The 22,218-nt window shown below is 62.0% G+C and carries 15 protein-coding genes; 7 read left to right on the top strand and 8 right to left on the bottom strand.

Translation table 11 applies throughout. The annotated features are described in order from the left end of the window. Nucleotides 1-8: 8 nt before the first annotated feature. The 3 genes from N434_RS19440 to gap all read right to left on the bottom strand — a co-directional run bounded on the left by N434_RS19440 (nt 9) and on the right by gap (nt 5,747). Complete coding sequence (locus N434_RS19440; RefSeq protein ID WP_110759937.1) at nt 9-3,143, bottom strand: multidrug efflux RND transporter permease subunit; 3,135 nt, start codon at nt 3,141-3,143, stop codon at nt 9-11. A gap of 11 nt (nt 3,144-3,154) precedes the next feature. Next, nucleotides 3,155-4,366, bottom strand: a complete 1,212-nt coding sequence (locus N434_RS19435; protein WP_077768025.1) for an efflux RND transporter periplasmic adaptor subunit — start codon at nt 4,364-4,366, stop codon at nt 3,155-3,157. Between the two features lie 373 nt (nt 4,367-4,739). Next, the gene (gene gap / locus N434_RS19430) at nt 4,740-5,747 is read right to left on the bottom strand and encodes a type I glyceraldehyde-3-phosphate dehydrogenase (RefSeq protein WP_110759936.1); all 1,008 of its coding nucleotides are present in this window, start codon (nt 5,745-5,747) and stop codon (nt 4,740-4,742) included. A gap of 177 nt (nt 5,748-5,924) precedes the next feature. On the opposite strand from gap, the gene N434_RS19425 reads away from it, so the two are divergent. After that, nucleotides 5,925-6,554 carry a TetR/AcrR family transcriptional regulator gene (locus N434_RS19425; protein WP_110759935.1) on the top strand — a complete coding sequence of 210 codons (630 nt, stop codon included), beginning with the start codon at nt 5,925-5,927 and terminating at the stop codon, nt 6,552-6,554. 18 nt (nt 6,555-6,572) lie between these two features. Here the strand turns inward: N434_RS19425 and N434_RS19420 are convergent, their stop codons facing one another. The 3 genes from N434_RS19420 to N434_RS19410 form a co-directional block, all read right to left on the bottom strand. After that, nucleotides 6,573-8,078, bottom strand: a complete 1,506-nt coding sequence (locus tag N434_RS19420) for a sensor domain-containing diguanylate cyclase (protein WP_110759934.1) — start codon at nt 8,076-8,078, stop codon at nt 6,573-6,575. A gap of 167 nt (nt 8,079-8,245) precedes the next feature. After that, nucleotides 8,246-9,070, bottom strand: a complete 825-nt coding sequence (locus tag N434_RS19415) for a bifunctional allantoicase/(S)-ureidoglycine aminohydrolase (protein ID WP_110759933.1) — start codon at nt 9,068-9,070, stop codon at nt 8,246-8,248. Between the two features lie 286 nt (nt 9,071-9,356). Further along, nucleotides 9,357-10,403, bottom strand: coding sequence for a class I SAM-dependent methyltransferase (locus tag N434_RS19410; protein ID WP_181424022.1), 1,047 nt, complete (start codon nt 10,401-10,403; stop codon nt 9,357-9,359). Nucleotides 10,404-10,719: 316 nt separating this feature from the next. Here N434_RS19410 and N434_RS19405 point away from each other — a divergent pair, with 316 nt between their 5' ends. Continuing rightward, nucleotides 10,720-12,714, top strand: coding sequence for a putative bifunctional diguanylate cyclase/phosphodiesterase (locus tag N434_RS19405; RefSeq protein WP_110759932.1), 1,995 nt, complete (start codon nt 10,720-10,722; stop codon nt 12,712-12,714). A gap of 18 nt (nt 12,715-12,732) precedes the next feature. Here N434_RS19405 and N434_RS19400 read toward each other — a convergent pair whose 3' ends face one another. After that, entirely contained in the window at nt 12,733-13,809 is a 1,077-nt protein-coding gene (locus N434_RS19400) for an Ldh family oxidoreductase (protein WP_110759931.1), read from the bottom strand. 289 nt (nt 13,810-14,098) lie between these two features. Continuing rightward, on the bottom strand, nt 14,099-16,822 hold the full coding sequence (locus N434_RS19395) for a DNA translocase FtsK (RefSeq protein WP_110759930.1): 2,724 nt from the start codon (nt 16,820-16,822) through the stop codon (nt 14,099-14,101). 377 nt (nt 16,823-17,199) lie between these two features. On the opposite strand from N434_RS19395, the gene N434_RS19390 reads away from it, so the two are divergent. The 5 genes from N434_RS19390 to N434_RS19370 are packed head-to-tail and all read left to right on the top strand — an operon-like array spanning nt 17,200 to nt 22,215. Then, the gene (locus tag N434_RS19390; protein WP_181424021.1) at nt 17,200-18,807 is read left to right on the top strand and encodes an ABC transporter substrate-binding protein; all 1,608 of its coding nucleotides are present in this window, start codon (nt 17,200-17,202) and stop codon (nt 18,805-18,807) included. Between the two features lie 9 nt (nt 18,808-18,816). Then, complete coding sequence (locus tag N434_RS19385; protein WP_110759928.1) at nt 18,817-19,806, top strand: ABC transporter permease; 990 nt, start codon at nt 18,817-18,819, stop codon at nt 19,804-19,806. After that, complete coding sequence (locus tag N434_RS19380; protein ID WP_110759927.1) at nt 19,803-20,633, top strand: ABC transporter permease; 831 nt, start codon at nt 19,803-19,805, stop codon at nt 20,631-20,633. Before N434_RS19385 ends, N434_RS19380 begins: the two co-directional genes overlap by 4 nt. Beyond that, nucleotides 20,630-21,433 (top strand): ABC transporter ATP-binding protein, encoded by an 804-nt coding sequence (locus N434_RS19375; RefSeq protein ID WP_110759926.1) that lies wholly within the window; start codon nt 20,630-20,632, stop codon nt 21,431-21,433. The genes N434_RS19380 and N434_RS19375 overlap by 4 nt, the downstream gene beginning before the upstream one ends. Further along, nucleotides 21,430-22,215, top strand: a complete 786-nt coding sequence (locus N434_RS19370) for an ABC transporter ATP-binding protein (RefSeq protein WP_110759925.1) — start codon at nt 21,430-21,432, stop codon at nt 22,213-22,215. Before N434_RS19375 ends, N434_RS19370 begins: the two co-directional genes overlap by 4 nt. The last annotated feature ends 3 nt before the right edge of the window (nt 22,216-22,218 follow it).

Genomic DNA, 22,218 nt, shown 5'->3' with positions numbered 1-22,218 from the left:
CATCCGTTTTATTCCGCCGGCGATACGGCGTCAGCAGCAATCTCATTCTGCTTCTTCCGATCCCCGAAAATCTTCATGACAAAGACGAAGAAAACGGGAACGAAGAAGATCGCAAGGATCGTCGCCGAGATCATGCCGCCAAGCACACCGGTGCCGATGGCGTTCTGGCTCGCCGCGCTGGCGCCTGACGCAATTGCCATCGGCAGCACGCCGAGCGAGAAGGCAAGCGAGGTCATCAGGATCGGCCGGAAGCGCAGATGCGCCGCCTCCACCGTCGCATCATAGGTGGATTTGCCCTCCGCCCGCAGATCCTTGGCGAATTCGATGATCAGGATCGCGTTCTTGGCCGAAAGCCCGATGATGGCGACAAGGCCGACCAGGAAGTAGACGTCGTTCGGCATGCCGCGCAGCATCACCGCCGCCACCGAACCGATGACGCCGAGCGGCACCACCAGCATGACGGAGAGCGGGATGGACCAGCTTTCGTAAAGCGCCGCCAGAAGCAGGAAGACGAACAGCACGCTGAGGCCGATAAGCGCCGGCGCCTGCGAACCCGACTGGATTTCCTGCAGCGACTGGCCGGTCCATTCGAAACCGAAGCCGCTTGGCAATTCGCCCGCCAGACGCTCCATTTCGGCAATCGCATCACCGGAAGAGTAACCGGGTGCCGACTGGCCGCCGATACGGATCGCCGGATAGCCGTTGTAACCCACCACCTGCGACGGGCCGCGCACCCATTCCACCGTGGCGAATGAGCTTACCGGCACCATGCCGCCATTGGCGTTGCGGACGTTGAGGTGCAGCAGGTCCTCGGTCTTCATGCGCTGCCCCTGCTCCGCCTGCACCGTCACGCGCTGCATACGGCCGGCATTGGGGAAGTCGTTGACGTAGGACGAGCCCATATTGGCGGAGATGGTGGCGTTGATGTCGCTGAAGGTCACACCGAAGGTATTGGCCTTTTCGCGGTCGATGATGAGATTAACCTGCGGGGAATCCGGCATGCCTTCGACACGCAGGCCGGCCAGAACCGGGCTTTTCTGCGCGGCCGCCATCAACTGCGCTCCGGCGGCGCTCAGCGCCGTCTGTCCGGCACCCCCGCGATCCTGCAGGCGGAAGGTGAAGCCGCTGGAATTGCCAAGACCCTGAATGGGCGGCGGCGACAGCGTGAAGGCCATGGAACCCGGTAGGCCCCAGAGCTTGCCGTTGATACGCTGGGCGATGGCGGATGCGGAATCCTCCGGCCCACGCTCGCTCCAGTCCTTCAGCGTCGCAAAGGCGAGACCGGCATTCTGGCCGGAACCGGAGAAGGAGAAGCCCGAAACCGCAATCACGCGATCGACCGCCGGTTCCGCCAGGAAGATCTTTTCGATTTCCTGGATGGATTGCAGGGTGCGTTCGCTGCTGGCTTCCGCCGGCGCCTGAATGTCGACGATCAGGTAACCCTGGTCCTCATTGGGCAGGAAGGAGCTGGGCAATTGCATATAGGCCCAGCCGAGACCGGCAAGCAGCGCCGCATAGATGACCATGAAGCGGCCGGAACGCTTGATGATGCTGCCGACCGACGAGGAGTATTTGTGCGAGGCCTTGTCGAAGCCGCGGTTGAACCAGCCGAAGAAGCCCTTCTTCTCATGGTGCCCGGCCTTGATCGGCTTCAGGAACGACGCGCAGAGCGCCGGCGTGAGCGACAGCGCAAGGAAGCCCGAAAACAGGATGGAGACCACCATGGTCAGGCTGAACTGCTGGTAGATGATGCCGACGGCGCCGGGGAAGAAGGCCATGGGCACGAACACCGCCGTCAGAACCAGCGTGATGCCGATGATGGCGCCGGAAATCTGGCCCATCGCCTTGCGGGTCGCCTCCTTCGGCGACAGATGCTCTTCCGCCATGATGCGTTCGACATTTTCCACCACGACAATCGCGTCATCGACGAGAATGCCGATGGCGAGAACCATGGCGAACATGGTGAGAACGTTGATGGAGAAACCCGAGACATACATGATGGCGCAGGTGCCGAGCAGCGCCACGGGCACCACCAGTGTCGGAATGATGGTGTAGCGGATGTTCTGGAGGAAAACGAACATCACCACGAAGACGAGGATGATCGCCTCCACCAGCGTGTTGATCACCTTCTGGATGGAGATTTTCACGAAGGGGCTGGTGTCGTAGGGAATTTCATATTCCAGACCCGGCGGGAAATACCGCGACAGTTCCTCCATGGTGGCGCGCACGCCATCGGAGGTCTGCAACGCATTGCCGGTGGGCGACAGCTGCACGCCGATGGCCGCACTGGGTTTGCCGTTCAGGCGGCTGGAAAAGGCATAACTTTCGCCGCCCACTTCCACCCGCGCCACATCGCGCAGCCGGACGGACGAACCATCCGGATTGGCGCGCAGCACGATGGCGCCGAATTCCTCCGGCGATGTCAGCTGGCCCTGCACGTTGACGGTGGCCGAAATCTGCTGGCCTATCGGGTTTGGCGACGCGCCGATACGGCCCGCCGCGACCTGCGAATTCTGCGCCTGAATGGCGCCGATGACGTCGGACGAGGTGAGGCTGAGGCCGAGCATCTTGTCCGGGTCCATCCAGATACGCATGGAGCGCTGGGTGGCGAACAGCTGGGCGCTGCCGACGCCCGGCACACGGCGCAATTCGCCAAGCACGTTGCGGCTGAGATAGTCACCGAGACCGATGGCATCGGTATTGCCGTCAACGGAGGTGAGCGCCACCATCATCAGGAACGAGGTGCCGGCCTGTTCGACCCGCAGGCCCTGCTGGGTAACCGCCTGCGGCAGACGCGGCTGAACGCGGGCGATGCGGTTCTGCACCTCGACCTGCGCTTCACCGATATTGGTGCCCGGCGCGAAGGTGACGTTGATGGAAATGCTGCCTGACGATTCCGAGGTCGATTCAAAATAAAGAAGACCCGGAACCCCGTTCAGCTCTTCCTCGATGGGCCGCGTGACGCTCTGGTAAATGTCCTCGGGCGCGGCACCGGGATAGGTGGTCGCGATCGAAATCTGCGGCGGCGCCACATTCGGATATTGCGCAATCGGCAGCATGGGAATGGCGAGCAGGCCCGCCAGCATGATGAAGATTGCGACGACCCAGGCAAAAATGGGCCGATCGATGAAAAAACGTGCCATGAAATCGGTCCTTATTGCTTGGCGGCCGGGGTCTCAGACGAGGTCTCGGCCGAAGCCGCGCCCTCGTTGCCGGCGGCGGCGACATCGGGCTCCGCAGACCATGGTTCAGGCTTCACCTTGGCGCCCGGCGCGGTTTTCTGGAAACCTTCGGCAACGACGCGGTCGCCATCCTTCAGGCCTTCCGAAATCACCCAGCGGTCGCCGATGGAACGGCCGACGCTGACCCGGCGCTGTTCGACCGTGTCTTCGGCATTCACGACAAGCACGCTCGCCTGCCCGCCGGCATCGCGCTGCACCGCCTGCTGCGGCACGGCGAAGGCCGCCTTCTGGATGCCCTGCTGGATCTGGACACGGACATACATGCCCGGCAAAAGGTCGCCGTTCGGATTGGGAAATTCGCCGCGCAGCGTCACCTGACCGGTGGTTTCATCCACCGCCGCTTCGGAAAACAGTAGGCGACCGGAAACGGGATAACGGCTGCCGTCATCAAACAGCAGGTTGACTTCGGCCTCGTTCGGGCCGGTCATCAGCTGGCCATCCTGCAGCGCCTTGCGCAGGCGGATGAGATCGGCGGCCGGCTGGGTGAAGTCAGCATAGATCGGATCGAGCTGCTGGATCGTCGCGAGATTTTCCGAACCGGTGGCGCTGACGAGGGCGCCTTCGGTGATGCGCGCCCGGCCGATCATGCCGCTGATGGGTGCGGTGACATTGGCATATTGCAGATTGAGCCTGGCTTCCGCGACACCGGCCTCGGCAACGGCCACTTCCGCATCCGCCTGCGCCAGCTGGGCGATGGCATTGTCGAATTCCTGCTGGGAACCGACGTTGGAACGGCGCAGCTGCTGCTGCCTGTCGGCCGTCTGCCGCGCCTGCAGCTGTGCCGCCTGCGCCCGGCGCAACGTGCCTTCGGCGCTGTCGACGCGCACCTGGAACGGCGCGGGGTCGATCCGGTAAAGCACATCGCCTTCCTTCACCAGCGAGCCCTGCTCGAACACCCGCTCGACGATGATGCCGGAGACGCGCGGGCGCACTTCGGCAAGCCGCGTCGGCGCGATGCGTCCCGGCAATTCGTTGGTGATGGGCAGCTCTTCCTGCTTCACGGTCACGACCTTGACCGCGCCGGGCGGCGGCGCGCCAGGCGCAGAGGCCTGCTCGTCGCTACATCCGACCAGAACGATGCCTGTCAACAACACCGCTACGATCTGCCCCAATCTCTTCGCCATACTGCGCTCCGAATCCATAAAAAAGGTCACATTTACATACATACTAAGACGTATGTAAAATTCCGGCAACGAAATTGTTGCGGCGCAACAGCGCTCTCACGCGCTTGTGAAGATGCGTGCAAACGGATGGAGATTGGCTGAATGACGGAGCGAAGCAGGAGGCAAGGGCCCATATCAGGTGGCAGCCGGAGACGGACGGAAGACCCGGAACCGATGAGAGTCCCCGCCCCGCCGCACCAAAGGCTGCCCAAAGCATCTGCGACCTTCCGCTCTTGCCGATGCGGGGCAGATCCTCGGGACAGGCCGATGATCACGCCGGGAACCGGAACGCGTCTCGACGATGGAGGCTGCCCAGTGACAGCGCGTAAACCGTTTATCCGGCCCGGAAGATATGTGCCGCCATGTCAAGGCAGCGGCAGGCATAACCCCATTCATTGTCGTACCAGGCGACCAGCTTGGTAAGACCGCCTTGCGTCTGCATTCCGGCCAGCGCATCGAAGATCGAGGAATGCGGGTTGCCGCGCATGTCGGTGGAGACGACGGGTTCGTCGCAATAGGCGAGAATGCCGCGCATGTCGCCCGCCGCCCGTGTGCGGATCATCGCGCAGATATCCCCGTAGGAGACGTTGTCCCGGAGCCGGCATGTCAGGTCGATCATGGAGACGTCAGAGACCGGCACGCGCACCGCCAGACCGTTGATCCGCCCGTTCAGTTCCGGCACCACCCGGCCCACCATGCGCGCAGCGCCGGTCGTTGCCGGAATGATGTTTTCCAGAATGCCGCGACCGAAACGCCAGTCCTTGCGGGCGACGCCATCCACCGTGTTCTGGCTGGAGGTCGTCGCATGAACCGTCAGCATCAGCGCCTCTTCGATACCGAAGGCATCGTTCAGCGCCTTGGCGAGCGGCGCGACGCAATTGGTCGTGCACGAGGCGTTCGAGACGATGGTTTGCCCGGCATAGCCGCCAGCGTTGACCCCCATGACGAAGACCGGCGTATCGTCGTCCGGCGGCGCCGAGATCAGAACCTTGCCCGCACCGGCGGCAAGATGTCCTTCCGCTGCCTTTCTGGTCAGGAAGAAGCCGGTCGATTCGATGACGACATCGACGCCGACGCCGGCCCAGCCGATTGCACCCGGCTCCCGCTCGCTGAAGGCCCTCACCGGCCTGTCATCGATGACAAGTGCATTTTCCGATGTCGCCACCCTGCCCGGGAAACCGCCATGCACGCTGTCATATTTAAGCAGGTAAGCGAGATGGTCGATCGGCAGCAGATCGTTGATCGCCACGATCTCGACATCGCCCCGCGCCATCGCGGCCCTTAAAACCGTCCGGCCGATGCGGCCGAACCCGTTAATGCCGATACGGATTTTGTCAGTCATCGATTGTCCTTTTAACCGAGAAGGAAAGGCGGGCATTCCCCGCCCGCGCAGCCTGAAGGGCACGCCGCGCATACGCGTTGCAACCCTCCCCGAAGGGATTGTTTTCCCTGCCGCTTATTTTTATACTAGACCGCACAAAAATACGGCGCAACGAATTTATTGCGAAACGGTACAAAAATGAAAGAGAAGTCCGCCAGAGGGCGCCCCCGCCAATATGACACCGACGCCGCACTGGGCGCGGCCCTCCTCGAATTCCGCCGCCACGGCTATACCGCCACGTCGCTCGACCATCTGTCGGAGGCGACGAAAATGGCGCGGCCAAGCCTTTACGCCGCCTTTGGCAACAAGCGCGCCATCTATCTCAGGGCCATCGCGCATTATATCGCGGAGAGCGGAAAGAGCCGCCACCACGCGCTCTTTGCCACCCCCTCGCTCGCAGAGGCGCTCGATGACTATTTCATGATGATCGTCGCAATCTATTCGCAAGGAGATGATTACCCGCTCGGCTGCCCCGTGCTCAGCGTCATCACCGGCGAAGCGACGGCCGACCCGGTGATGGGAGCGGAACTCTCCGCCGCCCTCGGTCGCACCGATGCGCGGTTCCGCGAGCGGATCACGGCGGCGCGCGACGACGGCCAGCTGCCGCCCGACACCGACATTGACGCCGTTGCCGATATGCTGGCGGCCCTGCAGCACAGCCTTGCGCAACGCGCGCGCGCCGGCGCGGCGCGGGCGGACCTGGAGCGTATTGCCCGCAGCAGCATTGCACTGGTTCTCAGGGCCGCGGGTGCTGGCCCAGCACCCTAACCGCTTCCACCTGTCCGTTCAGAAGAGGCGCTTCAGCGGCGTGGTTTCCGACTGCGGGCAAGGCTTCGTCGTATCGCTATTATCGGCGGGTCGGTTGCGAAGGGCCGCATAATAGGCGTTCTTCTGTTCGTACATGTTCATATCGGCGCGGCGCACCAGCGATTCCATCGTCTCGCCGGCCTCGCTGGTCGCCACCCCCAGCGACAGGCTGAGCGGCGCGCTGGAATAGAACTGGTTGTTGATCTTCAGCAGTTCATAAACCGTCTCGACCATGGCCGCGGCGATCTGCCTGTCGGCGCCCGGAAGAAGGATGGCGAACTCATCCCCGCCGATGCGCGCGGCATGGTTCGGCGCGGTCACCACACCGTTCAGCACCTCGCCCACACGCCGCAACAGGGCGTCGCCGGCATCGTGGCCAAGCTTGTCATTGGCGTCCTTCAGGCCGTTGAGATCGATGACGATGGCGGAAACCGGCCTGAGCGCGCTGCGCTCCAGCCGGTTCAGCTCGTCCGAATAGAAAGCGCGGTTGTGCAGCTTGGTCAGCACGTCGTGCTTGCCGAGATATTCGAGATAGGCTTCCGCCTTCTTGCGCGCGGTAATATCCGTCAGCGCCACCTGCACCAGCGACCAGTCGTGTTCATGGCCGGGGAAGACGGAAAAATGCAGGAGAACATGCCGCTCCGAACCGTCAAGCGCGTAGTTCACCACCTCGCGATGGTGGGTGAGATTGCCGTTCCAGAGCTCCATCAGCTGCTCCCGGAACGGCTTTTCCATCTCGCCGCGGAAAATATCGCCGAGCCGCTGCAGCAGCACCTGCCGGTCCGGCGCGCAGAACAGGTCGAGTGTCGCACGGTTGACGTCGATGACGCGGATTTCGCTCATGCATTGCCGCACGAATTCGGGATGCACATCCATGAACACGCGGAAATCGACAATGCCGCGATCCCTGACCTCCTCGATCAGCCGCCGCACGCGGCTGAAATCCTCCACCCACAGCGAGACCGGGGAATGCTTGAACATGCCCTCGGCATAACGGCGGTTGAAAAGCTCCTTGCGGCGGGCCTCCTCGCGCTCCGTCACATCTTCCGTGGTCAAAAGCAGCCGGCCGAGCGTTTCTTCGTGGCCGGGTATGATCGCGCCGCGCAGCTGGATATCGAGCCGCCTGCCGCCGATCGAATAATTCACCGCGTTGCTGGTAAATTCAGTCCTGCCCGCCCAGAGTTCGGAAAGCTCGTTCACATGGCTTTCCAGCATGTCATCGCGAAAAATCCGGTGGAGATTATCGACCAGATGCGCCTGATCGCGGGCCTCGAACAGTTCCAGCGTCCTGGCATTGACCTGGATGACGCGGATTTTCTGCGAACAGGCCGCCACCCGCGACAAATCCTCCAGAAGAAATGCCCTGATATCCTCGACGCCCTGCGCCCGCCAGATATCGAACTGGCCCTTCACTTCGCTGAAATCCTCGATCCACATCGCCACGGGCGCAAGATTGAAGACATTGGTATCGATCGTCTCACTCATACGGGCAGTCTTCTCAAGGGTAGATGCGGGAGGATGCCAAATGATGCGGCACGGCGACGGCCGTCCGCATATCAGGATTTATTAGGGATATTCGATTTAACGCAAGCATTTATCACGCAAGCCGCCGGATTGCGCGATAATTCATGGATTTCGCCGATGGATGCCGCTTACCAGAGCTTCACGTGGCGGTTCACATCCTTGTAGAGCAGGTAGCGGAACCGGCCCGGTCCGCCCGCATAACAGGCCTGCGGGCAATAGGCGCGCAGCCACATGAAGTCGCCCGCCTCAACTTCCACCCAGTCCTCGTTCAGCCGGTAGACCGCCTTGCCCTCCAGCACATAAAGGCCGTGTTCCATCACATGGGTTTCCATGAAAGGGATGGTCGCGCCCGGCTCGAAGGTGACGATGTTGAGATGCATGTCGTAACGCACGTCTTCGGGATCGATGAAGCGCGTCGTCGCCCATTTGCCCTCGGTATCGGGCATGGCCGACATGGGGACCTCATCCTCATGCGAAAAGATCGCCGGCGGCGGCGCAAGCCCGTCAACCGCCTGAAACGCCTTGCGAACCCAATGGAACTTGACGGGTGCCTTGCCGGAGTTTTTGACCTGCCAGGAAGCACCGGCCGGCAGGTAGGCGAACGAGCCCTCCCGCAGCGCATGTTGCGCGCCCGCGAACGTTACGGTCATCTCGCCTTCGACGACGAAGATCGCCGCCTGCGCCCGCTCGTCCGGCTCCGGCCGCTCACTGCCGCCACCCGGCTGCACTTCGACGATATATTGCGCGAAAGTCTCGGAAAAACCGGTCATCGGCCGGGCGATGATCCAGGCCCGCGTGCCGGTCCAGTGCGGCAGCACGCTCGTCACGATATCGGACATCACGGTCTTGGGGATGACCGCATAGGCGGTCTTGAAAACAGCCTTGCTCGACAGCAGTTCCGTCTGCCCCGGCAGACCGCCCATATCCGAATAATATCTCTTCATTTCAGCCATTCCATTCTGCAACGCATCAGGCGCGGATTCTTAAGGCCGCGACGGGGTTTAATCAAATGGTTATTGGCGAAGGGGCGAGTGACGGAATGGGGCACGACGTCGCCCCGCCTTTCTTCTCCCCGCCGGGGAAAAGGTGGCCCGAAGGGTCGGATGAGGGGGCAACGTCAACGATAGACCGCACCCTCACCCCCCTCATCCCGCTGCCGCGACCTTCTCCCCGGCGGGGAGAAGAAACACGCGGCACGCGCTCGTTCCCACGAAGGAATAACGGGCGCGGCTTTCTATCTCACGCCTTCTTACGCATCGTCGCATAGACGATATTGTGGTTCTCGCCGAAGAACACCTCCGCCTCGATACTTGCAGGATCGGCGCTGGCATTGACGATCCGCCACATATCCGCCTTCGAGCGCAACAGCAGCGCCCAGTTCATGAAGGTCTCCATATAGCCGTCGACGACGATATCCTCGGAGAAGTTGGCGAAGAGGAACATGCCGCCGGGCTTGAGCATCTCCATGCAGCGCCGCGTCAGCTTGATCGCCACGCGGTCGTTCAGATAATCGTAGAGGCCGGCGGCATAGACCAGATCGAAGGTGCCGAGTTCCTGCGTGCGCAGGACGATGTCACGCACCGAACCGTCGATCGCCTCGACACCGCGGCCGCCGAAATCGCGGGTGACGGAACCGACGCTGAGGGGGTCCTGATCGAGCGCCACCCAACGCCGCAGCCTCCCCTCCTTCAGCGCGACCGAAGCATCGGCCTCGCGCAGGTGACCGGAGGCGATGGTGAGGATTTCCGTCTCCGTTCCGTGCCGCGCGGCGGCCTCATCGACGAAACGTGTCAGCAGATCGCGGCGCTCGCGCACGGCAACCGAGGAACTGGCATCCCTTGTATAATCGTAAAGTGCCGCCCCGAGCGGCGAGGCGTTCGCCATCAGCTCGGCAACGCTGTCGTGGCCATAGATGAAATCGAGCAGCTGGGCATCGCCCGAATACCCCCTCGGCTTTTCGAACGACCACCGGGTGAAGGGATCTTCGAGAAACCGTTCCGAAACGGAGTGATTCTGCACCAGCGGAATCAGTTCCGCCCACACGCTTGAGTGGAGTTTATCTCTTAGACCATGCAGTGCGCCGGCCGTTCGATGTATTATCTCACGTGCTGAAACGCCATTGTCGAATTGCTGCTGTGCCAATTCGAGAATGATGGCCACCTCTGCTTTCGCAACTGCGAAATGCTCATCGAATGTTTCCGTTCTGCGCGCAAAAATCTCTTTTGCGACAGTATCCGGGGTGATCAGACTTGCCCCGTCCAGATTTTTCTTCTTTACCCGCACCACTTCAGCCTCCAGTATTAACACATTGTTAACTATACGTTTCTGGGAGACGGAAGGCCACTCGCTTTCGATTTTTGAGCGGTGTAGGGATAGATTAGTACATTAGCGTATTTTTTTGGTCACACTCTTGGGCAGAGGAGAAAGCAAATACGCGGTTTAGCGAAACTTAATGTTGCGAACGTATGATGCGTTCTTCCTTTCCATGTTCTGCCAAGGCATCGGCAGAGATTGGCAGGAACCCGCACCGGGCGCGAAAGCACACGGAAAAGTGGAATAAGCAGTTACTTGATAAAGTATACGCAACACTATGGGAAAGTGCATGAGGCACACATTGGGAGAGGTGGGTGGACAGCAGGATGATCGGCGGCCGGACTCCCGGTTTTCTGATGAGCTTCTTGCCCTCTACCAGCAGGAAGGCGAACGCAGCCGCCGTGGCTCCATCCGACAGGGCCTCTGGACGGCCGTTTTCATCTATCTGCTGTTTGCCATCACCGACATCATTCTGATACCCGATGTTGCTCTTTACGCCATCATCGCCCGCCTGCTCGTGGCCCTGTCGGCGCTGCTGACGCTGGAAATACAGCTGCGCAGGGGCGCCAGCACGTCAGCGCTGGACCTCACCTGCGCGGCGGCACTGGTGATGGGCTATATCGGCTGGCTGCTGCCGTCGCTCTTGACCGACAATCTCGAAAACATGTCCTATTACATGGTTTTCGGGACGATCTTCATGATGGGCGCCAACCTGTTCTTCACGTTCCGCTTCCATCTGTCGCTCGTGTCTTCAGGCATCATTCTCGTCACCTATTTTCTGGCGGTGATGCAGTTTCCCGAAGATGTTTTCTACAAGCTGGCCTTTGGCACCTTCTATATTTCCTGCTTCGTCTTCACGTCCTATGTGAACTGGAACCTGAACCGGGAACGCTATCACGTCTTCCTCAACGGGCTGGAAGCCAAGGCCCAGCAGAAGGCGGCGGATGAACGCGGCCAGGCGCTGCTGCGGCTTTCGAATACGGATTCCCTGACGGGCCTGCAAAACCGCCGCTCCATCGACCATCACCTGCGCCTGCTGTGGGACAACTGGAGCAAAAAGGAGGAGGGTTTTGCCGTTCTCCTCATCGATGTCGATTTCTTCAAGAAATATAACGACCGCTACGGCCACCAGGAAGGCGACAAATGCCTGGTGACGGTGGGTAATGCGCTGCAGGACGCAATCTCTGGACAGGGTGCCTCCATCGGCCGTTATGGCGGTGAGGAATTCATCGTGCTCGCCCCCTTCCGCTCCAAGCAGCAGGTTGGCGAGCTTGCCGAAACGATCCGCCACACGGTCGAGGACCTGTCGCTTGCCCACGACCAGCGCCGCGACGGCACCTTCGTCGTCACCGTCAGCATCGGCGCCTCCTTCACCCGCCCCAATCCGGACGGCAAGCTGGAGAAGATCATCAACGAGGCCGACCGCGCGCTCTACATCGCCAAGGGCAATGGCCGCAACTGCATGAAGCTGTTCGATCCGGACGATCCGCAGACCAGCGACGAGACGGAAAACATCGCGGCTCTTCTGAAGATCGCCATTGCGGAAAACCTCATTTCCCTTGTCTACCAGCCGATCCTCAACGTCTCGACCAATGAAACGCCGGGCGCCGAAGCGCTGATGCGGCTTCGCCTGCTTGACGGCAGCGCCGTCTCGCCCGGCGTCTTCATCCCGATCGCCGAGCGCACCGGCACGATCATGGAACTCGGCCTCTGGACCATCAAGACCGTCTGCAAGCAGATTCTTGCCGATGACCGGGTGGGCGTGGTCAGCGTCAACGTATCCCCCATGCAGCTGAAAAATCCGGGCTTTGCCACGTCGGTTGCGGCAATCCTCGTCGAGGCCGGCATCGCCGGCAACAGGCTCGCCTTCGAGATCACCGAAGGTCTGGATATGGAGATGCATTCGGATGTGCTGCGCTGCCTGAACGACCTGAAAACGCTCGGCATCAACATCTGGCTCGATGATTTCGGAACGGGGTTTGCCGGCCTTTCCTGGCTGCGCATGACCGATTTCGACACCGTCAAGATCGACCGCTCCTTCCTGCATGACAGCAACACGCCGCGCGGCCGGGCGATGCTGCAGGACATGATCCGCCTCATCCGCAATCGCGGCCACAAGATCCTCATCGAAGGCGTGGAGACGGAAGAGCAGCTGCGGCTGGTGCGCCAGCTGGAGATCGATTATGCGCAGGGCTATTATCTCGGACGCCCGGTTGTCGCCGAAAGGCTGGGGGCGGCGAGAGCCCCCTACCCGCGTCCGAACATGCTGCTGCGCCCCGCCTGACGGGCTGCGGGCCTTGCCTTAATGATAGGCGGGCGGCACGATCGAGAATTTCGACGCCAGCTCCGCAAAGGCCGTGCGGGTAACGGGATCGACAGGCGCGCCTTCCCTTTCCCGTCTTGCCGCCACCGCCCATTCCCGGTCGCCCGGCGCCATGACCTTGCAGTCCTGCCGCACCGGCGAGCCGCGCAGCACCTCGAGATAACGTTTCATGCCCTCGTCGAACACCTCGCGTTCAAGGAAGGCTTCCGGCTTCAGCGCCAGAACGAAGGCGCCAAGGCCACGCGGCGTGGAAAAATCAGGGCCGCCCATGGGATCTATATCGAAACTGAGCTTCATGCCGCTGAGAACGGCGCTGAAAATCTCCACCATGCCCGCCAGTGCCGCCCCCTTGAAGCCGAAAGCGCCGCCGAGCGGTGCCAGCATTTCAACGGCATGGGGGTTCTGCGTGTCGATGCCGTCACCGTCAGATGCGACACCATCAGGCAATTGCTGTTCGAGGCTGCGGTAAAGCAGAACGCGATTATAGGGCACGGCACTGGTGGCCATGTCCAGCAGCCAGGGCATGTCATCCGCCGCCGGCACACCCACGGCAATCGGATTGGTGCCGTGAAAGCGCATCGCGCCATCATGAAGGCGCACGAAACTGTCGGAATTGCAGAAGGCAAGGCCGATATAACCCTTCCGCGCCGCCTCAAGCGCATAGGCGCCGGCGGGGCCGAAATGCGAGGAATTGCGGATCGCCACCGCGCCGATGCCGAATTTTTCGGCCAGCGCCATGGCATTGTCCATCGCCGCATAGGTGGCGCGGGCGCCGTGGGCATGGTCGGCATCGATCGTCTCCACCGCGCCGAAACCGGAGACGCGGCGGATCTGCGGCCGCCGATTGAGACGTCCGCCTTCAAGGGCGGTGATGTAATGGGCAAGCAGGCGCACGCCGTGGCTGTCGACGCCGAGCCTTGTGCCATGCATCATGGCGCGGGTTGCGGCATCGGCCGTCTCGTCATCCGTGCCGGCGGCGAGGAAGGTGCTGCGGCAGAACCGCTCCAGCTCATCCAGCCTTGCGAGAACGGCGACGTTTTCATTGCTGTGCGACATGCGGGGAACCCTCCCGATTCCAGAATCCATGCCGCACAGGCTATTCACGGAGCGCGTTTTTGCAATCGAATATCGTACCTGAAACGCTCATAAATTCATGGAACGCGACCGCCTTCAGTTTCGTCATTGCGGCCTCGAACCGGCATCCCGTGCGATCAAGCCCGGGATCGCGAAAGGAACCCCTCACGTCGCGGACGCGACGTGACAGGATGCCGGGTCAAGCCCGGCATGGCGAGGTTGAGGAACCGCACCTGAGTATCCTTGTCGCGGTAATCCGCGCGCAGATCAATCAGTCGTCCGCGCCCATGGCATCATAGGGATCGCGCTCACCGGCGATGATGGCGCGCTTGCCGACATGGTTTGCAGGGCCGACAATGCCTTCCTGCTCCATGCGCTCCACCAGCGAGGCGGCGCGGTTATAGCCGACCGACAGGCGGCGCTGGATATAGGACGTAGAGCACTTCTTGTCGCGCATCACCACCTTGACGGCCTTTTCATAGAGATCGTCGCTGTCGTCGTCGCCCATCGAGGTCTTGTCGAAAACAGCCGTATCCTCTTCCGCCTCTTCATCCGCGTCTTCAGCGTCTTCGGTAACGGTGCCGAGATATTCCGGCCGGCCCTGGGTTTTCAGATGCGCCACGACCTTTTCCACTTCCTCATCCGATACGAACGGGCCGTGGACACGGGCGATGCGGCCGCCGCCCATCATGTGCAGCATATCGCCCTGGCCGAGCAGATGCTCCGCGCCCTGTTCGCCAAGGATGGTGCGGCTGTCGATTTTCGACGTCACCTGGAAGGAGATGCGGGTCGGGAAGTTCGCCTTGATCGTGCCGGTGATGACATCGACCGACGGACGCTGCGTGGCCATGATGAGGTGGATGCCGGCGGCGCGCGCCATCTGCGCCAGGCGCTGGATCGCCCCTTCGATCTCCTTGCCCGCGACCATCATCAGGTCGGCCATCTCGTCAACGATGACGACGATGTAAGGCATGGCCGTAAGGTCCATTTCCTCCTGCTCGTAAACAGCCTCGCCGGTGGCGCGGTCGAAGCCGGTCTGCACGTTGCAGAACACCGTTTCGCCCTTGGCGCGGGCAGCGGCTGCCCTTGCATTATAACCGTCGATATTGCGCACGCCGAGACGCGACATCTTGCGATAGCGGTCTTCCATTTCGCGCACGGCCCATTTCAACGCCATGACCGCCTTTTTCGGATCGGTAACAACCGGCGTCAACAGATGCGGAATGCCGTCATAAACCGACAGTTCAAGCATTTTCGGATCGACCATGATCAGGCGGCATTCTTCCGGCTTCAGACGGTAGAGCAGCGACAGGATCATGGTGTTGATGGCGACCGACTTGCCCGAACCGGTGGTGCCGGCGACCAGCAGATGCGGCATCTTCGCCAGCTCGGCGATGACGGGCTCGCCGCCGATGGTCTTGCCGAGGCAGAGCGCGAGCTTCTGGCGGGTTTCGGCATAATCGTTCGCTTCGATCAATTCACGCAGATAGACCGTTTCGCGCACCGGGTTCGGCAGTTCGATGCCGATGACATTGCGGCCGGGCACGACGGCGACACGGGCCGAGAGCGCCGACATGGAGCGGGCGATATCATCGGACAGACCGATGACGCGCGAGGATTTGACGCCGGGGGCGGGTTCGAACTCGTAAAGCGTCACGACCGGGCCGGGGCGGACATCGATGATTTCGCCCTTGATGCCGAAATCCTCCAGCACGCTTTCCAGAAGCCCGGCGCTCTGTTCCAGCGCTTCGGGCGTCATGGTCGTGGTCTGCTGGACGCGGGCTTCCTGCAGAAGATCGATGGAGGGATATTGATATTCCCCCTCGGCAAAGACCGGCGCTTCGCGGAACATCGGCTGCGAAGCCTGAATGGGTGCGCGTGGCGTGAAGCGCGGCTCTGCCGTTATTCTTTCCGCCGGCTGGGCCTGCTCGACAGGCGGCTGCGGCTCGATGACCACAGGGGCTTCCGCCACCGGCGGCTGCACGATTTCCTGTTCGATGACCGGAATAGTAGCGGGGACGACGGCCTGGCGCACGCCGATTTCCCGATAAAGCCGGATCGCCGAACCGCCCGGCACGGTGACGACAGGAGGTTCCGACGACAGCACGACGGTGGCGGCCGGCAACACGGAAACAGGCTGCGCCTGCACAGGGTTCGTCAGAGCGGGATTTACGGGTAGCGGCCCAAAATCGGCGCGCAGATAGGCGGGCACGGTCTCGCCGGCATCACCCGGCAGATCGAGCGTCATGACTTCCCAGAAAAGCTCGTCCGGCAGATGCGCGGCAAAGGCGGGAATGGACGCACCCGGCGCAGCGGCCTGGGCGGCAGCGACCGGCATCTCGGCGGGTTGCGGCTGAAAAGCGGAGAATATCCGCTGCTGCAACGGTGCGTCCGCCACCATGGGCGCGGTCGTGACGGCATGGGCCGGCGCCTGAGTGGCGGCAGCGGCTTCCTCCGCCTGCTTGCGGGCAAGCTCCAGCCGCAATTTATAGGTCAATGCCCTGGCACCCCGCGCATCCGGCGGCTGCGGCAGGAACGGCATGCGCGGTGGCGGCACACGCTGCTCCGCCGGCTTTACGACTGGCGCAGAAGAGGAAACCGCTTCCGGCTGCGCGGCCTGCTGCTGCATCACGGCCTCCGGCTCCGCCGTTTCAGACGGAACGACAGCAACCACGTCGTCCTCGGGAATATCGGGGGTCTCGACCGGCATCCGCCGCGCAAAAGCGCTTTCCGGCGTGCGGGTGAAACGGACATTCGGGCCAAGCACGAAAGCATTCTGCCAGCCGGGCATCTCCGCACGGCCTTCAATGGCGTCGGCTGCGCTGACGTCGGCATTCGGCCGGGGTGCGACACCAGCCTTCGTCACCATTGCCTGCTGCGCGGCAGACGGCTGGCCGCCGGCATGGCGAGCCTTCTCGCTCCCCTCCCCTGCGCTATTGGACGAATTCTGGAATCTGGATCGGGAGAAGCTCATGGCAGCGTGCACACTCATCATAAACGTACATATTTCGGTCTCCCTGAAATAAAAAATAAAGGTTAATTACCCCTTTCCAAACGGGCTGCCGCCGGCAGATTTTCGCATGACCGGAAGGTATGCAGAAGCACCGCCCACCGCCGCAGGCGATGATCAAATCATTGATTTTTATTTCTTAAATCGTCTTTTTTCGGAGACTTCCGGTTATCCGCCGCAACGGGGAAAAGCAGATTGCCGCCGGTAAAGCATATTGTTTCTGCAAATACGCCCGCAACGTAAAATCATTGCTGTAAAGGGCGCGAATTAACGTGGACACTGCCGAGGTTGCAGTCTTAAGATCGGCGTGCCGCGGGCCAAGCGGAAAGGCCCGCCTCGCCCTCATTTCCGGAGTGAAATTCATGTCGCCTGTCCAGCTTTCCCGCCGCTCGCTTCTCAAGACCTCGCTTGCTCTTGCCGCAACCACGGGACTGGCGGGAATTGCCGCAGCGCAGGAAAAATCCGGCGGGCGGCTGATCGTCGCGGCCGATTCGGAGCCGAAAAACCTCAACCCGGCCATCGTCGCCTCCAATGGCGTGTTTTATATCGCCAGCAAGATCGTCGAGCCGCTGGCGGAAGCCTCCTTTAATGGCAAGGACGGGCTGGAGCCGCGGCTTGCAACCGAATGGCAGGGATCGGATGATGGCTTGAGCGCCACCTTCAAGCTGCGCGAAGGCGTGACCTGGCATGACGGCAAGCCCTTCACCTCGGCGGATGTGGCCTTTTCGGCGCTTTCGGTGTGGAAACCGTTGCAGAACCTCGGCCGGCTGGTCTTCGCCAATCTTGAGAAGGTGGAAACGCCTGATGACCACACGGCCGTCTTCCGTTTTTCCAAGCCGACGCCGTTCCAGCTCATCCGCAATGCTTTGCCTGTCGTCACCAGCGTCGTGCCGAAACATCTCTATGAAGGCACCGATATCGCCACCAATCCGGCCAATACCAAACCGGTCGGCACCGGGCCTTTCATTTTTGCCGAATACAAACCCGGCGAATATTACCGCCTGACCCGCAACCCGAATTACTGGGGCAAAGACCAGCCGCAGCTCGAAGAAATCATCTATCGCGTCCTGCCCGACCGCGCAGGTGCAGCCTCGGCGCTGGAAGCCGAAGAAATCCAGCTGGCCGCCTTCTCCGCCGTGCCGCTGGCCGATCTTGCCCGCATCGCCAAAGAGCCGGGCATCAAGGTAATCGCTGACGGCTACGAGGCGCTGACCTATCAGCTGGTGGTGGAAATCAACCACCGCCGCAAGGAACTGGCCGACCTCAAGGTCAGGAAGGCCATTGCCCACGCCATCGACAAGAAATTCGTCATCGACAAGGTGTTCCTCGGTTATGCCACGGCATCGACAGGCCCCGTGCCGAAAAACGCGCCTGAATTTTATACCGGCGATGTGGAGACCTATGATTTCGACGTCGCCAAGGCCAATGCCCTCTTGGATGAGGCCGGTTATGCGCGCGGACCCGACGGAAAGCGTTTCGCGCTGAAGCTTCTGCCCGCGCCCTATTTCAACGAAACCAGACAATTCGGCTCCTATCTTCGCCAGGCGCTTCAGGAAATCGGCATTGATGCCGAGCTGGTCAATAATGATGCCGCAGCACACCAGAAGGCGGTCTATACCGACCATGCCTTCGATCTGGCCGTTGCTCCCCCGGTGTTCCGTGGCGATCCGGCAATCTCCACCACGATTCTCGTGCGCTCCGGCATTCCCGCCGGCGTCGGCTTCTCCAATCAGGGCGGGTATGAGAACAAGGCGCTCGACACGCTGATCGACAAGGCGGCGGAAACCGTGGATACGGCCGCGCGGACAGCACTTTACAAGGATTTCCAGAAACAGGTTACAGCCGATCTGCCGCTCATCAACGTCGCCGAATGGGGCTTCATCACGGTGGCGCGCGATACGGTCAAACATGTCGCCAGCAATCCGCGCTGGGCAGTTTCCAACTGGGCGGATACCGCGGTCGATAGTTGAGGCCGCGCCGTGAAACGTGCGACGTCTTTGCTGCGGCGAAGGGCGATCAGCGCCATTCCGGTGCTGCTGATCGTTCTCATCTTCACCTTCGCCCTGCTTGAAAATGCCTCCGGTGATGCGGTGGATGCCTATCTCGTTTCCATCGGCGGCGGCGATGCGGGGCTGCGGGATGCGCTGCGCGAGCAATATGGCCTCAACGGCTCGATGCTCGCCCGCTTCTGGCTTTATGCCAGTTCGGTGCTGCGGCTCGATCTCGGCTGGTCGCTTGCCTTTGACCGGCCGGTCCTGGGGTTGATCCTCGAGCGGCTGCCGAACACGCTGCTTTTGATGGGTAGCGCCACCGCACTCGCCTTCATCCTCGGCACCGCGCTCGGTATCGTCGCCGGCGCGCGCCCCGGCGGGGTGACCGACCGCGTGCTCTCCGCCTTGTCGCTCACGCTTTACGCCACGCCCGGTTTCTGGCTCGGCCTCGTTCTCGCCATCGTCTTTGCCGTGCAGCTTCGCTGGCTGCCCACGTCAGGCATAGAAACCATCGCATCGGGCAAACAGGGCTTTGCACGGGCGCTGGATATTGCCCGCCATCTCGTACTGCCGGTCGCCAGCCTTGGCCTCATCTATCTGGCACTGTTCCTGCGCGTCATGCGCACCGCCATGGCGGCGGTCTGGCCGCTGGATTTCGTGCTGTTTGCCACGTCAAAAGGGCTTTCCAGACGGCGCATCGTGCTGCGCCATGTTGCTCGCAACGCGGCCCTGCCGCTTATCACTGTGCTTGGCCTGCAGGCCGCAACCATGCTGGGTGGCAGCGTGGTGATTGAAAGCGTCTTTGCCATTCCGGGTTTCGGGCGGCTGGCGCAGGAGGCCGTCAGCGGCCGCGATACGCCGCTTCTGATGGGCATCATCCTCACCAGCGCCGTCTTCGTCATCTTCGTCAATCTCGCCGTCGACATTCTCTATTCCATTCTCGATCCGCGCATCGGCAGCGGGGAGAGTGCGGCATGAGTTTCGTTCTCCGGCTCCTGCGCAATTTCGAAGGTGTAACGGGCACCGTCATCCTGACGTTGCTGGCGGTAATTGCGCTCTCCGCACCCCTCCTGTTCCCCGGCGATCCGCTGGCGATCGTCGGCGAGCCGCTGATTGCGCCCTTTACAGATGCGGCCCTGCCGCTCGGCACCGACCGGCTGGGCCGCAATGTGCTGGCCGAACTTGCCCATGGCGCGCAGGCATCGCTGCTCGTCGGCATGGGTGCGGCCGCCGCAGCGCTTGTTTTCGGCACCGTCATCGGCACGATTGCCGGTTTTGCCGGTGGCCTTGTGGATGAGGCGCTGATGCGCGTCACCGATGCCTTCCAGATCGTGCCGAATTTCCTGCTGGCGCTTGCCTTTGTCAGCACCATCGGCCCCTCGATGCCGACAGTCATTCTGGCCATTGCGCTCGGCGCGTGGGCGGATCCGGCGCGGTTGATGCGGGCGCAGGTGCTGAGCATCCGCGAGCAGGACTATGTGCAATCCGCCCGCGCCATCGGCATGCATCCGCTGGAAATCGCCTTCCGGCAGATATTGCCCAATGCCCTGCCGCCGGTTCTGGCGCTCGCCGCCATCATCGTTGCCGCGGCCATCCTCACCGAGGCGGCGCTCTCCTTCCTCGGGCTTGGCGATCCCAATATCGTCACCTGGGGCTCGATGATCGCGGAAGGACGCAACGTGCTCCGCTCAGCGGCGTTCCTGTCCGTCATCCCCGGCATCGGCCTGCTGGTCACCGTGCTCGGTGTCTATCTTTTCGGAGAAGGCATCAACCGGGCGATGGCGACGAGGAGGCAGGCGCCATGAGCGGCAACGCCCTTTGCCGGATAGACGATTTCAGCGTCCGTTATGCCGCGGCCGATGCACCGGCGCTGCGCAAGGTTTCCCTGACGATACGGCAGGGGCAGCGGCTGGCGATCATCGGCGAAAGCGGCTCGGGCAAATCCACGCTCGGCAAGGCGATCGCCGGCCTTCTGCCGCAGGTGGCGCGGGTCTCGGGCGATATTTCCTGGAGCCGCGACAGCGGTCTTTTCACCGGCAGGCCGATGCCGGGGCACGATATCGGCACGATTTTTCAGGATACCGGCGCGACGCTGAACCCGGTCCTGACCATCGGCGAACAGGTGGCGGAGGGCGCGGTGCGGCATCTCGGCCTCTCATGGAAAGCGGCGCGCGATCTTGCCCGCGATCTTCTGGAAAAGGTGCGGCTGCCGCATCCCTCCCATCTGCTCACCGCCTATCCGCACCAGCTTTCCGGCGGGCAGAGGCAACGTGTGGCGATTGCCGCCGCCATTGCGGCGCGCCCTTCGATCCTGATTGCCGACGAGGCGACGAGCGCGCTCGACACGGTAACCCAGGCGGCCATCGCCACCCTTCTCGATGATCTCGTGCGCGAGGAAGAAAGAACGCTTGTCTTCATCACCCATGATATCGGCCTTGCCTCCAGCCTTGCCGACGACATCGCGGTTTTAAGCGCTGGTGAACTGGTGGAACACGGCCCGGCGCGGCGTGTGCTTTCCGCGCCCGCGCATACCTATACCCGGGCGCTGCTTGCCGATTACCTCGATCTTTCGACCCCGCCGCTCGCCAGCGAGGCCGTGCCATGAACGAAACTCTTCTGAGCGTGGACGGCCTTTCCAAGACCTACCGCACCGGCACAAGAACGGTGACGGCGCTCTCCGATATCTCGTTTTCGCTCAAGCGCGGCGAGACGCTGGGCCTTGCCGGCCCCTCCGGCTGCGGGAAATCGACACTGGCGCGCATCCTCATGCGGCTGATACCCGCCGACGAAGGGACTGTCCGTTTCGAAAACCGCAACTGGCTCTCGCTTGGCGGCAGTGCATTGCGCACCGCCCGGCAGCAGATGCAGATGGTGTTTCAGGATACGCATGGCGCCTTCAACCCACGCGCCACCGTCGAGGACGCCATAGGCGAGCCGCTGCGCATTCACCGCATCGTTCAGAGACGCGAGCGCCCGGCGGAGATACGCCGCCTTCTCGAGCGTGTCGGCCTGCCCGGTGCCTATGCCGGTCGCTCCGTCTTCGAACTTTCGGGCGGGCAGAGGCAGCGTGTGGCGATTGCCCGCGCCATTGCGCTCAAACCGTCGCTTCTCATCATGGACGAAGCGGTGTCGGCGCTCGATGTTTCGGTTCGCCGGCAGATTCTCGAACTGCTGGTGGAAATACAGCGGGAAACGGCGATTTCCTGTATTTTCGTTTCCCACGATCTCGCCGTCATCCGCGCTGTCTGCCACCGTGTCGCGATCATGGAGACGGGTCGGATCGTTGAAATCGGCGGGACCGGAGCGATCATTTCCGCGCCGCAATCCTCGACCGCCAGAAGCCTGATCGATGCCGCGCCGCGGCTCATCACCACCATGCAAGGATAAGAC

Origin of the sequence: Rhizobium sp. UGM030330-04 (assembly GCF_003208455.1) — a bacterium.
GTDB lineage: Bacteria > Pseudomonadota > Alphaproteobacteria > Rhizobiales > Rhizobiaceae > Agrobacterium > Agrobacterium rhizogenes_A.
This window is presented reverse-complemented; position numbering and strand designations above follow the sequence as displayed.

What these genes read in the sequence shown, in the direction of transcription:
- gap (WP_110759936.1), bottom strand. Translation starts at nt 5,747, where the DNA reads ATGACTGACAAAATCCGTATCGGCATTAACGGGTTCGGCCGCATCGGC.
- N434_RS19440 (WP_110759937.1), bottom strand. Translation starts at nt 3,143, where the DNA reads ATGGCACGTTTTTTCATCGATCGGCCCATTTTTGCCTGGGTCGTCGCA.
- N434_RS19425 (WP_110759935.1), top strand. Translation starts at nt 5,925, where the DNA reads ATGAAAGAGAAGTCCGCCAGAGGGCGCCCCCGCCAATATGACACCGAC.
- N434_RS19415 (WP_110759933.1), bottom strand. Translation starts at nt 9,070, where the DNA reads ATGGCTGAAATGAAGAGATATTATTCGGATATGGGCGGTCTGCCGGGG.
- N434_RS19420 (WP_110759934.1), bottom strand. Translation starts at nt 8,078, where the DNA reads ATGAGTGAGACGATCGATACCAATGTCTTCAATCTTGCGCCCGTGGCG.
- N434_RS19375 (WP_110759926.1), top strand. Translation starts at nt 20,630, where the DNA reads ATGAGCGGCAACGCCCTTTGCCGGATAGACGATTTCAGCGTCCGTTAT.
- N434_RS19370 (WP_110759925.1), top strand. Translation starts at nt 21,430, where the DNA reads ATGAACGAAACTCTTCTGAGCGTGGACGGCCTTTCCAAGACCTACCGC.
- N434_RS19380 (WP_110759927.1), top strand. Translation starts at nt 19,803, where the DNA reads ATGAGTTTCGTTCTCCGGCTCCTGCGCAATTTCGAAGGTGTAACGGGC.
- N434_RS19395 (WP_110759930.1), bottom strand. Translation starts at nt 16,822, where the DNA reads ATGATGAGTGTGCACGCTGCCATGAGCTTCTCCCGATCCAGATTCCAG.
- N434_RS19435 (WP_077768025.1), bottom strand. Translation starts at nt 4,366, where the DNA reads ATGGCGAAGAGATTGGGGCAGATCGTAGCGGTGTTGTTGACAGGCATC.
- N434_RS19405 (WP_110759932.1), top strand. Translation starts at nt 10,720, where the DNA reads ATGAGGCACACATTGGGAGAGGTGGGTGGACAGCAGGATGATCGGCGG.
- N434_RS19390 (WP_181424021.1), top strand. Translation starts at nt 17,200, where the DNA reads ATGTCGCCTGTCCAGCTTTCCCGCCGCTCGCTTCTCAAGACCTCGCTT.
- N434_RS19400 (WP_110759931.1), bottom strand. Translation starts at nt 13,809, where the DNA reads ATGTCGCACAGCAATGAAAACGTCGCCGTTCTCGCAAGGCTGGATGAG.